Annotated in this window: 9 protein-coding genes; 3 read left to right on the plus strand and 6 right to left on the minus strand. The window is 43.4% G+C overall.

The genetic code is table 11. The features are described from left to right. Nucleotides 1–17: 17 nt before the first annotated feature. Genes KDW03_RS02955 through KDW03_RS02975 form a run of 5 tightly spaced genes read right to left on the minus strand, consistent with a single transcriptional unit; the run spans nt 18 to nt 5731 of the window. Complete coding sequence (locus KDW03_RS02955) at nt 18–731, minus strand: endonuclease III domain-containing protein (protein WP_271435910.1); 714 nt, start codon at nt 729–731, stop codon at nt 18–20. Continuing rightward, nucleotides 715–1716, minus strand: a complete 1002-nt coding sequence (locus tag KDW03_RS02960; RefSeq protein WP_271435911.1) for an L-threonylcarbamoyladenylate synthase — start codon at nt 1714–1716, stop codon at nt 715–717. Before KDW03_RS02960 ends, KDW03_RS02955 begins: the two co-directional genes overlap by 17 nt. 60 nt (nt 1717–1776) lie before the next feature. Then, a complete protein-coding gene (locus KDW03_RS02965) occupies nt 1777–2061 on the minus strand; it encodes a YkgJ family cysteine cluster protein (RefSeq protein ID WP_271435912.1) in 285 nt (94 codons plus the stop codon). Further along, a complete protein-coding gene (locus KDW03_RS02970; protein ID WP_271435913.1) occupies nt 2036–3457 on the minus strand; it encodes an MATE family efflux transporter in 1422 nt (473 codons plus the stop codon). The genes KDW03_RS02965 and KDW03_RS02970 overlap by 26 nt, the downstream gene beginning before the upstream one ends. Nucleotides 3458–3490: 33 nt before the next feature. Beyond that, complete coding sequence (locus KDW03_RS02975) at nt 3491–5731, minus strand: lytic transglycosylase domain-containing protein (RefSeq protein WP_271435914.1); 2241 nt, start codon at nt 5729–5731, stop codon at nt 3491–3493. Between the two features lie 375 nt (nt 5732–6106). On the opposite strand from KDW03_RS02975, the gene KDW03_RS02980 reads away from it, so the two are divergent. Genes KDW03_RS02980 through truD form a run of 3 tightly spaced genes read left to right on the plus strand, consistent with a single transcriptional unit; the run spans nt 6107 to nt 8862 of the window. After that, nucleotides 6107–6655 carry a flagellar biosynthetic protein FliO gene (locus KDW03_RS02980; protein ID WP_271435915.1) on the plus strand — a complete coding sequence of 183 codons (549 nt, stop codon included), beginning with the start codon at nt 6107–6109 and terminating at the stop codon, nt 6653–6655. Between the two features lie 4 nt (nt 6656–6659). Then, nucleotides 6660–7718 carry a tRNA 2-thiouridine(34) synthase MnmA gene (mnmA, locus tag KDW03_RS02985; RefSeq protein ID WP_271435916.1) on the plus strand — a complete coding sequence of 353 codons (1059 nt, stop codon included), beginning with the start codon at nt 6660–6662 and terminating at the stop codon, nt 7716–7718. Then, nucleotides 7708–8862, plus strand: coding sequence for a tRNA pseudouridine(13) synthase TruD (truD, locus tag KDW03_RS02990; RefSeq protein WP_271435917.1), 1155 nt, complete (start codon nt 7708–7710; stop codon nt 8860–8862). Before mnmA ends, truD begins: the two co-directional genes overlap by 11 nt. A gap of 818 nt (nt 8863–9680) precedes the next feature. Here truD and KDW03_RS02995 read toward each other — a convergent pair. Continuing rightward, nucleotides 9681–12143: an alpha-amylase family glycosyl hydrolase gene (locus KDW03_RS02995; protein ID WP_271435918.1), complete on the minus strand. Its 2463-nt coding sequence runs from the start codon at nt 12141–12143 to the stop codon at nt 9681–9683. Nucleotides 12144–13489 lie beyond the last annotated feature (1346 nt).

Below are 13489 nucleotides of genomic sequence, written 5' to 3' on the forward strand. Positions count from 1 at the left end.
TGTGCGTCATTTGAATATCACTTGAAACTCTTATGTGCTTCCTCACAAAAAGAAGCAAGAGGGCAATCCAAACACTGCGGTTTCTTTCCACAAAGTTTCCCTGTCACAACCAGAAGAGCGTGATACTCACCGTAGAGATATGGATCCGGGGGAAGAGAGCGGTGAAACAGCTTCTGAAGCTCATCGTAAGAAGCTTGTGCTTGAGTATAACCCAATTTCTTGAGAATACGACGGGTATAGGCATCGATCACAAATACCGGGAAACGTAACCCATACAAAAGGATAGAATCAGCCGTTTCTGGACCAATCCCCCACAGAGAAAGAAGGGCTTTTCTTGCTTCAGCCAAAGACATGGATTTAAGCTGTGAAGGATCACCCGAGAGAGCAGTAAGAATATATTCCATCGAAATATGGATCTTTTTTGCTTTCTGAGTATAGTAACCGGCTGAACGAATAAGAGACGCTAACTTCTCTTCGGGACAGGAAAATAACGCCTCCGGCGACATAGCAATCTCTGATTTCAGAGCAATAAGAGCCTTTTCAACGTTTTTCCAGGCGGTGTTCTGGGTGAGAATAGCCCCTATCCAGATTTCAAGGATCTCTTCCTTCGTCCTCTCCCGGCGAACATACTCAGGGAGATAGCGAGATGTGCCGTTTTCTACGATAGGCCACCAATTTTGAGGACCAAAGGCCTCAAAGAGAAGATCGTAAAGCTCACGAAGGGAGATCATTCCCTTCCTCCAACCATTGATTGCCAGCGGCTTTTCTCATTCTGTTCATCAATGCTCTCCCGACACCTTTTTCTGGAACAGCCTCTAAAATTATTACTTCAATTCCCTCTTTTTCTAAGTTGGCAAAAGTGGCGAAAAGTTCTTTAGCGTAGCGGGAAATATCCGGGAAAATCACTTTCTTCCAGGGCCCTTGAGGGACAGACAGTCCCACAAGGGCCAGTCGTTTCCCCCGAAAGTGGGAAAGAAGAAAAGAGGTATCCCAATTTTGGGCAAGCCATACCTCGGCGTGGGGTTTGTAATGGGTGTATTTCATGCCCGGGGAGAGAGGTTGTGTGGTACTCTCATATCCTTGTCGTACCGAAAACCCGTGCTCTAAAAACATTTCCTCTGTAATGGCCCCCGGTCGAAGGATGACTACCTCGTTGCCTTGGATCATGACTACCGTAGACTCAAGTCCATGTTCACACTCTCCCCCATCAATAATAGCATCAACACGCCCGTCCATATCCTTGATAGCCATATCGCAGTTTGTGGGACTCGGACGGCCAGAAAGGTTGGCTGAAGGCGCCGCCACAGGAACACCTGCCAGGGTAATAAACTGTCTTGCAAGGGGATGCGATGGAATACGAATTCCAACAGTTGGAAGTCCCGCCGTCACAACCTCAGGAAGTTCGGGATGTTTCTCACAGATCACAGTAAGTGGCCCGGGTGCAAAAAGAGAAAAAAGACGATAAACCGCCTCTGGCACACGTGCAGTGACCTGTGGAAGCATGGAAAGATCGGCTATATGAACAATAAGAGGATTGTCAGAAGGTCTTCCTTTAGCAAGAAAGATCTTTTGTACCGCCTCCGCACAAAGGGCATTGGCACCAAGCCCATAAACCGTTTCTGTTGGAAAAACAACAAGTCCATTTTCTCGAAGGATACGAGCAGCTATTTCAAGCTCATGATGCTGGAATGGGGGATGAAAGATTCGTGTTCTCATACTCCTTCCCTTTATTATACGACAAAGAGGCGAGATTTTCCAGGTTTTTCGTGGGAGTTGCTACCTTTGCGGTCTCGTTTTCTCTTCGAGAATGGTCAGATACACCCACGCCTCTTCACGACTCTGTCCACACATTTCATAGGAAGGTTTCAAAGAGACACAAAAGGAGGGACGTTCTGGTTTCCCATAGAGCCGACAACGAAGGTTTTCATCAAGATGGATACAGGGAACACCTGCAGGTTTCCCCTCAGGCATCCCGGGAAGAGGGGTAGTAATAGAAGGAACAATACAACACGCAGCACATCCCTCACGACACGTTTCAAGGAAGACACTCTTTTCGTTCATTTTCCTCACACTCAAATGCTGCCACTGCTTCCAGAGCCTCTAAAGGAATATGGTGTTCTTTCACCACAACTTTATTTCTCCATCGTCCCGTGAGAAAATAGAGCCCAGAAAAGACCATGCCGAAAAGCCAGGCAACAGGGATCCCCCACCATATGCCGTTTGTTCCCCAGTATCTTGAGAAAAAAACCGACACAGGAATACGAAGTCCCCACAAGGATAGAATCGTAATAATCATAGGGATAAAGGTATCTCCTGCTCCTCTCAAAGCCCCATTAAAAACAAACATCACCATAAAGGCAAGATAAAAGGGAGCCACAATCCACATATATTCACGTCCAATACGTACCACGGAAGCATCCCGGTTAAAGATCATCACAAGCGACTCGGCAAATGTCACCATCAATAAGGACAGAACAACCGAAAGAAGAGTGGCCATAACCAAAGCTACGCCAACACCCTGCTTTACCCTGTCTTCACGGCCAGCCCCAATATTCTGTCCAACAAAAGTCGAAATAGCCATACTGATATTCATCGCCGGCATCATCGTAAATGATTCGATCCTTCCTGCCGCCGTAAAAGCCGCAATAGCATCTGTACCAAAAGCATTCACGAGACCAACCAGTATCATACTGCCAATAGCCACCATCACCTGTTGAACACCAGAAGGCATCCCTATAGCTAGACTTTTTTTCATAATATCCCAATCAAAACGGAACTCTTTTGGGCGAAACCGGAAAAACTCACTTTTTTTGAAAAGAAAAAGAAGTCCAAAAACAAAAGAAAAAGCCTGCGCAATTACCGTCGCCACTGCTACTCCCTCTACTCCCCATTTCCATACAAGAACAAAAAGAAGATCAAGAAGAATATTGAGTATGGTAGAAAAGATAAGAAGATACAACGGCGTTTTCGAATCCCCCATACCCCGAAGAATCGCGCTAAGCCCATTGTACCCAAAAAGAGCAAACATACCCAAAAACATGATCATCGTATAACGATGTGCCATAAAAAAGATATCCCCAGGAGTTCTTATCAATTTGAGTATCCATCCACCAAAAAGAACACCCAGAAGCGTTACAACCACCACAGTCCAGAGAAGAATAAACGTGGTAGTACTGATAGTCAATTTTACCTTCTGGATATTTTTCGCCCCATAGTACTGAGAGATGAGCACCATACTTCCCATGGTAAGCCCCATCACAAGGGCTATGAGAAGAAACGTAATAGGAAAACTCACTCCCACTGCCGCCATTGCTTCCTTGCCCACAAACTGCCCCAGAATGATACTATCAACAACATTGTAAAGCTGCTGAAAAACACTTCCCAGAAAAAGAGGAATAGAAAAACGTATGATAGCAGAAGCAATACTTCCCTCAGTCATGTATTGAGAACTTTTCATAAGATAACCTCCTTCGATAAATATAAAACATATTTACTTTTTCGTCAATAATCGAGGAAAAGAAGAAACCGGCATAAGACGATTTTCATACGTAAACAGGTACATCTGATAATACCCCAGCACTTTGCGAATATAGAGACGCGTTTCCGTATAGGGGTGAATCTCTGCTAAAACCACATCATCGTCAGGCTGGAAACGGAATTTTGTTTTTTCTAAAGCCAGATTACCCCCATTATAGACAGCCAAAGCCCCAATAAGGCCATAAGACTGGAGGGAACTTGCCAGAAACCTTGTCCCAAGGAGAATATTGTTAGCTGGGTCATAGATACTCACATGATGTTCATCAAAAACTGAAGGAATAATAAGACGGGCGGTACTGGGCATGAGTTGCATGAGACCAATAGCTCCGGCACGGGAACGCGCCCTTGTATAAAAGAGACTCTCCCCTTTGATAACTGCATGGACAAGGTAGGGATCAACAAGATTATTTGTCTGAAGAGAAAGAGCGAGCTTTGTTTCTTGGACATAAGGCAAAGGATACAAAACCTTCAAAAACTCTTCCGGAAGAAAGGCAAGGTGATTTTTGATGAGAGGGTTTTGCTCCACACGGCTAAAAAGCTCTCGCGATCGTTGAAAGTTTTTATAGTAGACAAGAACCTTGAGAATAGCGAGATCAGCAACTGTTTCATTCTGAATACCGGCCTCGTAGAGAAGCTGACGGGCATAATCAGCAAACCCAAAACGGCTATACACCAACCACCGAAAGTATTTCTCCAGGGGAAGCTTCTCAAGTGGAACTAGAGAAGAGTTAAAAAAATCAGGATAGAGCTTGCCAAGCAAAACAGAAACTTTTTGTTTGTAGGTTTGTTGGGACATTCCATCAGAGAGCCCATAAAGGATCTTGTTATAAAAGAGCTTTTCCGATGGATTTTTGGTATTTTCTTCCATCGCCTCTATATCTTTTAAATATTTTTTCACCTCCTCAGAAGAGAAGATCTCACGAATATAGCTTCTCGCCCAAAAACCATAGTAGCCGCTCGGAGACATTCCTATAGTTCGCCCCCACTCCCGAAAAGCAAGATCACGGTCACCTATATGCCACGCACTATAACCATACCAAAAGGCCACACCTTCAGAAATACCACCTACATTGGATACAATGCCCATCTTCTCATAGGTCTGACCAATCCAATAAACAATACGATCAAACTGCTTGTAAGCAAGCAAATTGCGAATGAGAAGTTCGGGGTTTTTAGAGATATATTCCTGATGAAACCCTTTGGTGAGAAAGGTTTCATAATATTTTTCTGCTCGAGTTGGGTTATAGTTTGCCTTACGACTTAACGTCCGAAGCCCACGGTAAGCATACGCTGCCTGGGCAAGCGAACTCCCTTTCGGCAGAGAAACCTGACTCATATTCCGATACGCCAAAAGCTCCTCTACCACCTTTGGATATCCCTTCTGCTTGAGAAAAGCCTCAAGTTGTTTAATAACCTCATCATCAGAGGAAGCCAGAAATATCCCCCATTTTTCAACCCAATCTCCAGGAGGATGATTCCTGGCAATGTAAAGTTTTCCCTGCTCAAGTAAAAGAGAATAAAGCGCCGGTGTAAAACTTTTTTCGAGAATCTGGAGTTGTTCCTCTGGAGACAAATTCTCCCATAGTCTTTTTACAAAAGAGGTGTAGGTTTCTCCATGCACAGCAGAAGGAGCAGGGAGAGATAAAAGAACCTGTTTTTGCTTTTTTTTCTCCCCTATCCGGGTATAAATATCAAGAAGGGCAAAAGCTGTATCAAATTGCCGATACATCGTCGGTAGATTCCAGGCTTCTTCCAAAAATTCCCGTGCCTTGGAGAGGTTTTTCTCCCTGGCAAAGATCCTGGACATCCCCACTAGAGCGTCTCGTTTCAAGAAACTTTCGCCTGTTGTAAGAGCATACATCGCCTGATACGATTTTAAAGCCCATACAGGCTTATTTTCCCGCTCGTACAATTTGCCAAGGGTATGATAAACCTCAGGCTTTAAAATAAAACCTGTTTCGAGAAGATTGGAAAGTACTCTATGGGCATAGGCAAGATCGTTTTTGGTGAGCTTTGGTTTGGTTTCCACTGCCTGATAAACCTGATAAAATTCCTGAAGATCCGCATAGTGCTGCTCAAAAAGAGATTCTATGAGAGCACGCTGGTTGGGTTCATAAGCAAAGTTGAATACCAAAACAACTGTGAAAAAGAGAACCAAAAACTCCCAACGTATGAGATGTTTCAGATAGACCATTTCTCCCCCTTGTGACTTTAGAAAACATGTCCCTTTAAGTAAGGCAATATTATAAGGAAAAAAAACTTTTTTATCAAGAAATGGGAGAAAAGCATGTGTTCCCTGGATTGAAAAACGTCCCTTGAGTTTAAAAAATATCATTGGCTTTCTTCACCACCGCAAAAAGTATGTTTTTTTTGAAAGAAAACCATCAGAACCTCTGCACTACTCAGGAAAAGGCAAAAAGCTTCTTTTTTTCGGAATTTTCAACAGTGAGACGATGCTTCCGAAAGATGAGTGTCATTCTCGGGGTATGGTACCTTGCATTTTCCCGTTATATGCCTTAGAATGATAGTAAGTATTTTGCTATCCAGTGGCAAAATACAGGAGGATGAGATGAAATCTATACTCTGGAAGATGTGTCTTTTTTTGCCGCTTCTTGGTTACAGTCAAACAACCACGAATGGCGAAACGAACGGCTTTCTGGACCGTTTTTATCAAAATGAAACTACCCAGACAGTGAATGCAGAACCAGGGGGTGGCTGGTTCTGGGTAGTGGTGCGGATTTTTCTCTACACGGCCGTCTTTGCTGTGGGAGGATTTTTCCTCGTCCGCTATTTTATAAAAAAAAGTGCAATTGAAACCTCAGAGGATGCAAAGTTCATTGAAGTTATAGCCGTAAAACAAACAGGGCTTGGTGGCTATCTGGAGGTGGTCAAAATTGGTGCAACCTACTATATCCTGGGTACAACAGGAGACGGTGGTGTTCGGCTTGTAGATAAAATCACAGACAAAGAAACGATTGACTATATAGAACTTCATAAGGATACCCTCAAACCAAAACCCCAGGAATTTATGAATCTGATGGATATGTTTCCCTTTGTGAAGAAGGTTGATAGAAAACGATACCTTCAGTCTCAAAAGGATAAACTCAAAAAGCTCTAGACTAATGAAGCGGGTTTTTGTTGGCATGAGTGGCGGGATAGACAGTTCCGCCGCCGCATTTCTTTTAAAAGAAGCAGGGTATGCTGTAGAAGGGGTGACGTTCGTTGCCGCTCTGGAAACAGGAACAAAGAAATGTTGTAGCCTGGAGGAAATCGAGTCCGCCAGAAAGGTATGCCGTTTTCTTGGTATCCCCCATCATGTGATAGACCTCAAAGATGTGTTTGAGGCGCGGGTTATTCGTTACTTTGTGGAGGAATATCAACAGGGACTCGTCCCAAATCCCTGTGTCATGTGCAATCGTCATATAAAGTTTGGTGCTCTGGTAGAAGAGTCCCTTGCTCGCGGAGCAGACATGGTAGCTACCGGCCACTATGCACGTATTCTCCCTGTTAAAGATGGCTTTGGTCTCTTCTGTGGAAAAGACACCTCCAAGGATCAGTCGTATTTTCTCTCTTATGTAAAACGCGAGATGTTTTCTTATGTGCTTCTTCCCCTTGGGGAAATGACCAAATCAGAGGTAAGAAAGCTCATCTCAGATAGTGGTATGCCCATCTCCTCTTCCAAAACAGAAAGTCAGGATGTGTGTTTTGTCCCTGGAGACTACCGCGATTATCTGAGAGCCCGTGGGGTAAAGTCTTTTGCCGGCGATTTTGTCTACCAGGGGCAGGTAGTAGGCAAACACGAGGGTGTGGCTTTTTACTCGCTCGGACAACGTCGAGGACTGAAAATAGCAATAGGAAAACGACTCTATGTTCGGGCAATAGATGCCCAGAACAATCGTATTATCCTCGGAGAACTTCCCAAAAGCCGCAAGCTCTGGCTACGAGAACTCAATCTCCTGGTAGGAGATTTTGAAGAAGGGGAGTATGAGATACAACTCCGGTATCAAAGTAAACGGATCAAAGGATGGGCCACGTGGGAAGAAGATAGGCTTGCTCTTTTTCTTTCTCAACCTGCAGAAATCGTTACCCCTGGCCAGCTTGGTGTATTGTATAGAAACGATCAGGTGATGGCAGCAGGTATTATAGACAAAACCCTCCTTGAGGAAGAAGATGCGGTATAAATACCTTCCGGAAGACTTTGTAGTACAAGAAAAACTTGTCTCTTCTCCCCTTCCCAAACCAGATAAGTTCAGGATCTTTCTTCTCGAAAAGTATAACCAGGAGACCCTGAAAGTCGTAGAGAAACTTGCCCGGTTCTGGCGTATCCCCATGATAAAGATAGGGATAGCCGGTATCAAAGATAAATATGCTCACACTTTTCAGTATATCTCCACACCTGCATGGGTAAAGAAAACCCCAAAATGGCAAGGTATCAATCTGTCACCAGCAGGTTTTTCTTCCCATCCTCTGAGTGCTGAATCTCTGGCCTGGAATGCGTTTACTCTCGTTGTGAGAGAGATAAAACTAGAGGAAAAACCCACTGTTGAGCATCGACTATCTCTCTTAAAAGAACATGGAATGCCCAATTACTTTGATGATCAGCGGTTTGGATCGTTTGTAGATGGAGAGTGGGTAGGAAAACATCTTTTCATGGGGAATATGAAACGAGTGCTTTATCTTTACTGTAAAAGCCATGCTCCCGAAAAACTCGTATCGGATATTCTTTCCTCGTGGGGGGATTGGTCCAGGTGTCTCTTGCTCTCACAAAAAGCTTGCTGGCATGCTGGAGAGAGGGTATTTCGTTTTCTTTCGATGGAAGGGCATGAGAAGGGGTTTCGTCACGCGGTTGGGCTTCTTGACCAGAGGTATGTTCTCCTTGTTGCCAATGCTTACCGCTCGTTTCTTTTTAACCAGGCACTCTCTCTCAGGGTAAAGAGCGAAAAGGGAGTGTTCCTCGCTACCAGAGCGGGAGAAGTATTTGTCCCTTTTGAGAAAAAAGATCTCCCCAGAGAAGGATGGATTCCCGCGTATGACATGCCCGAAGAGGATCCCTATCTGCAAAGAGTTCTCGAAGAAGAAAATCTTCTCCTCTCAGATATCAAGATCCGCGGGATCTATAAAACCACCATTCACGCAAAAAAACGATCTCTATGGGTGTATCCCGAAATTCAAGAAACGTTATGGAAAGAGGATGAATATTTCCCTCAAACTTTCAAGCTTGTTATTTCTATGAAACTACCCCCGGGAAGCTATGCCACGCTTGTTTTGAAATGGCTCGCAGGATCCGATAACTCCTTCGAGAAAACAAACGGAAAAAGTTTATAGTTACAAAGGAAGTTTTTACCCCTTGCAAAAAGAAAATACCTCCTTGCGTGTGGGGATATTTTTCTGTGGAAGTGCTCTTACCTTTTCACCGTTTGATATAATTGTGAGATGGGAAGTGGAATAAAGTAATAGGAAAAGACTCTGGTTTCGTGTTTCTTCGTAATAAGATAAGAGGAAAGAGGTCTATGGGTTTAACTGCCATAAAGAGACAAAAAAATTTTAAAACTTTAAAAAACATAGTTGAGATACCGAAGCGAAGATGTGTGGAATAGGCTGTTATCCTTTTGCAGTTTTTAAAAAGTGTTTTTAGCTCTTCCCTTGTTGCAGTGCGACGGGAAAGCTGTTGCTATGTTGCAGTGGGGATAGAAGAAAAAACGCTGTTATACGGGAAGAGCATGTGTCTTATCATGTTCTTTTTCTCTTCAAAAGCACCCCGCGAGATGGCGTTTTGAACCTTGCTCTTACCCTGTTGCAGTTTGTGTGATTTTCTTGTAGAGATTTTTCACTGCAACAGGGTAACAGGAAAAAAAAACAGTTTTCAGGGGTGAGAGGGTAAGCACAACCCTCTCCACTCAAGAGTGTGGAAAAAACACAAGTTAAACGTTTAACCTGAAATTTTTGTTATTACCTTTTTGCAGTTTCTGCTCGTAAACTATGACTGTAACAAGGGAAGAGGAGAGGACTTCTTCTCTCTTTCACTGCGACATGGTAATAGCAACGTGGGTGTTTTATCTTGACTGTGACAAAGTAAGAACAGAGGAGTGTTTTTTCACTGCAACACAGTAATAGCACCTTTCTAGACAAGAAAAAGAGTACCCCTATTCCTTCACAAGAACCAGTACCTCATATTTTCTGACGTTAATCGTCCCTATTTTACCACTGACATTGGTTGCCCCATCTCTATTGGCAATAAGCCTCCAGCTTCCCGCGGGCAAAGCAACAGTAAAATCCTCACCAGCATTGTAAACCACAAAGAGGTCATTATGCCCATTTCCTTTTATCAGATTGGTGGTCACCTTCCATCCATTGGTTAAGCCCGATTTTACATTCTGATCCACTTCCTCCCACGTTGTATAGGAAAAGCCTCTATACGCTTTGCGGATAGCGATCAGATTACTGTAGTAATTATACACCGCAAAATTGTTTTCCTTAAGGTTCCATCTGATCTTGTTCACATTATCTCCCGCATTGTAGGAGTTTTTGGCCTGATCCCATGTCCCTCCTGTCTTTTTACTCCGAAGAAACTCATCTCCCGCATGGATAAAGGGTATCCCCTGCGATGTCAAAACAATTCCCATTCCAAATTTATTGATATTCGTGGCATGTGGGCCATAAGATGCCCCTCCGTTTGATATAACATACAGTATCTTGTCCCACCAGCAGAGATTATCGTGAGCCGAGATGTAGTTTATGGACTGCTCCGGGTCATAGGCAAACATCGAATCCCAGAGATCAGAAAGTGGTGCTGTGCTCTTGCTATACATGATTGAGCCTCGGACACCAGCAGGAATACCTTCTGTCCAATCTGGCGACATTCCAAAGGCATACCCTCGTCCCGTTCCGTCGTTATCTCCCTTGATCCTCTCTCTGTACTTGGGATTAAAAACCCCCACATGGGCAGAGTGAAGAGGAGGAACAGTCCCCAGCCGAACCTTTGTGCTCTCGGCAGGATCCGAAGCATAACCATTCCACGGTTCACCGTAAAGAAGAAGGTTTCTATCAGGGTATTTGGCATTGAGATACTCTCCCCATCGACGAACCTCAGCATAGGGAAAGATACCGATCAGATCAAAACGAAAACCATCCACATTCATGTTACTCACCCAATACTCGAGAGAGTCACGAATCATACGGCTTACCATCGGATGGGAAGCATCAATGGAATTCCCACAGCCAGAGAGGTCATTAGGGGTATAGTATAAGGAGGTAATGTCTTCAAACACGGATTTATTATACGTATGGTTGTACACAACGTCCATGACCACACGGATGCCTTTTTTGTGAAACTCATTCACCATCGTTTTAAATTCTTTGATACGGTAGATGAAATCGTTTGAGTTAAGAGAATACTGATCTTCGGGAACATTATAGTTCCAGGGATCGTATCCCCAGTTATACTGAGCTGTATAGAAATCATACACAGGGAGAAGCTGCACATGGGTAATCCCCATTTCCTGCAAATGATCTATGCCTGTTTTATAGCCACTGTACGTGGTGCCACTCTCTACCATACCCAGGAATTTCCCTCTCTTATTTTCCGTCCCATTCCACGTGCTATCGATGGTAAAATCCCGAACATGGACCTCGTAGATAATCGCCTCTTCACGATTGGCAAGAGGTGGTCTTGGAGCCCACCCTCCATCAGGAAGAGTAAGATTCGTATAAGGATCAATCACAATGTTAAAATTGTTGCTTACCATCTTTCCGTAGGGATCGCGAACAACTTTGTTATCAATAACAAAATTGTAGGGTTTGAGCCAATGATCCCCTTCGACATACACATAGTAAATCGTGTTGGGCTCTGCCTCTGGATACAGGGGAAGATTTGTTGGACTCATCGGGTAATCCGTACCCTCTAACCGAAGTTTTACCGTCTTATTGCCAGGCACCCAGATAGCGAAAGTGCTTCCCTCTGGAGTATAAACGACCCCAAGTTCAGTACGGTATTCTCTCTCTCCTCTGGTAAAAATGTACGTATTGGTGTTGGTAACCGTATCATTATAAGCCACAAGGGTAAGGGTACAGGTTTCTCCTACATTCATACCCTCCCCAATCACAATGGTTGCCTGATCTATATAGGATACAAAAGGACTATTATTGGTGGAATAGGCACCCTGCGCATCTATGCCACGCAAACGAAGTGTTACCGTGACGGTATTGGTAAAAGTGTAAACCCCCGCCTCGGCCCAGGGATAGGGATCTTCAGGATTCATGTCATACCACATGTCATTCGTCCAGTACCATCCCGTCCCTTTCCGATAAAGATCCGGTGTTTTCACAGTCGTATCACCCGCTTTGTCTTTAAAAAGAAGAGCTGACTCTGACCTACCCCAGATAGTATAACGATACCAATTGTTTCCCACGTGTTCCATCGCAGGACAACTCGTCCACGCCGTGCCGTTTGGCCAGTAGTGGATATAGGCACCTGTCCAGTTTGTAGGCTTTTTAAAATACACCGTAAGAGAGGTCCCCGTCGAATCTCCTCCCCCACCACCACCACCAGAAAGAGTGCATCCCGTTACAAAAGCTATCAAAAGTATATAACTAAAAATTCTTCTCATAACCGATCTCCCACCACATACTATTCCCCTATAGTATAATGAAATTTTTTAAAAAGTCAACGAATTCCAACGCTTTTTTATCAATCGAAAAAACGAAAAAAGAAAATGAGCCCTTCTTATTGCATTTTTCTTTTTAAGATATTGCCACTTTATGGTTAAAAGAAAACCTAGAGTGAATACCGGGAGAATCCCCAAGATACCGATAAAATCTTGAAAAACTTCCAATACGACTCGTTGTTTCTCTCAGAAGAATCTTTCCACCCCAATGATTTTTTCCTTTGACAGTTCAAAGAAAGCGTTTTTCATCATCTCCATAGATAACCTCATCTCTAATCCACCTCTAACAAGAGAAAAAGACATTTTTATATCCGGAAAGTGTTGAAAGAACAGACGGCAAATGTTGAGACGAATATTTTTAGGAAATTGCTCTTTCCCTTTTGCAGTTTGATGGCTCACAGAATCAGACTGTGACAAGGTAAGAGCCTGGGTCGATATAAAAACATTCTTTTAGCTTTTGGTCTGAAGTTTCAGGAAATGCTATTACCCTTTGACCGTTTTTTGACCCCAGAAATTAAACTGGAAAAAACACCAGACAAAATTTTTTTTCTTAGCTGTGACAAAGGAAGAGCATTGGTTTTCTTCTGATAACGGTGGTAAAGAGAGAGCATGGGAATCTTTTCGTTCCCCAAGGCAATAATCCCTGTGTTCTTGATTCAGCTGTGATAGAGTAAGAGCATAGCTTCTTTGCTGGTTTTGACTGTCCCAGAGGAATAGCTTAGCCCTTCTTTCCCGACACCAACATAAGAGGTGTTTATACCCTCAAAAAGGAAAAACATCCTATACTCCCAAACTCCTCATAAATTCCCCTTCACTGTGACAAAGAAATAGCACATTCTTTCCCCTTCTGATGTCCCAAACCCCACAGAAAAAACTAATAATTAAACGTTTAACCCACAACGTATAGAGAAAGGTATTGCCTTGTTGCAGTTTGTTAACCTCTCACCTTAGAGTATGAGAGAAAAAAAAACATGAGATTTTCTCTTTTTACTGCGATATGGTAAAAGCAAAAGTTTTTCTTTACTGCGAAAAGGGAATAGCGTTCCCCTTTGTTGTTGGCTGAAAGGGGAAGTAGTTTAAGGAAAGGGAAACTCTTTGAACTGCAAAAGAGAAATAGTAAAAGGTTTTGCCACACTTTAAGAAGGTAAAAGCCATCCAAACTTGAATTTTTACTGTGATAAAGGAAGAGCTGGTTTTTTCCTTGTAACAAAGGAATAATGACCTCAAAGTACTTACGAGTGTGAGAGAGGAGATGTTGATTAAACGTTTAATCGAAGGTTTTCGACATA

The sequence above is a fragment of the Thermospira aquatica genome, assembly GCF_023525255.1.
GTDB classification, from domain to species: domain Bacteria; phylum Spirochaetota; class Brevinematia; order Brevinematales; family Thermospiraceae; genus Thermospira; species Thermospira aquatica.

Coding starts and splice junctions, on each gene's coding strand:
- KDW03_RS02960 (WP_271435911.1), bottom strand. CDS start 1,716: ATGAGAACACGAATCTTTCATCCCCCATTCCAGCATCATGAGCTTGAA.
- mnmA (WP_271435916.1), top strand. CDS start 6,660: ATGAAGCGGGTTTTTGTTGGCATGAGTGGCGGGATAGACAGTTCCGCC.
- truD (WP_271435917.1), top strand. CDS start 7,708: ATGCGGTATAAATACCTTCCGGAAGACTTTGTAGTACAAGAAAAACTT.
- KDW03_RS02975 (WP_271435914.1), bottom strand. CDS start 5,731: ATGGTCTATCTGAAACATCTCATACGTTGGGAGTTTTTGGTTCTCTTT.
- KDW03_RS02965 (WP_271435912.1), bottom strand. CDS start 2,061: ATGAACGAAAAGAGTGTCTTCCTTGAAACGTGTCGTGAGGGATGTGCT.
- KDW03_RS02980 (WP_271435915.1), top strand. CDS start 6,107: ATGAAATCTATACTCTGGAAGATGTGTCTTTTTTTGCCGCTTCTTGGT.
- KDW03_RS02955 (WP_271435910.1), bottom strand. CDS start 731: ATGATCTCCCTTCGTGAGCTTTACGATCTTCTCTTTGAGGCCTTTGGT.
- KDW03_RS02970 (WP_271435913.1), bottom strand. CDS start 3,457: ATGAAAAGTTCTCAATACATGACTGAGGGAAGTATTGCTTCTGCTATC.
- KDW03_RS02995 (WP_271435918.1), bottom strand. CDS start 12,143: ATGAGAAGAATTTTTAGTTATATACTTTTGATAGCTTTTGTAACGGGA.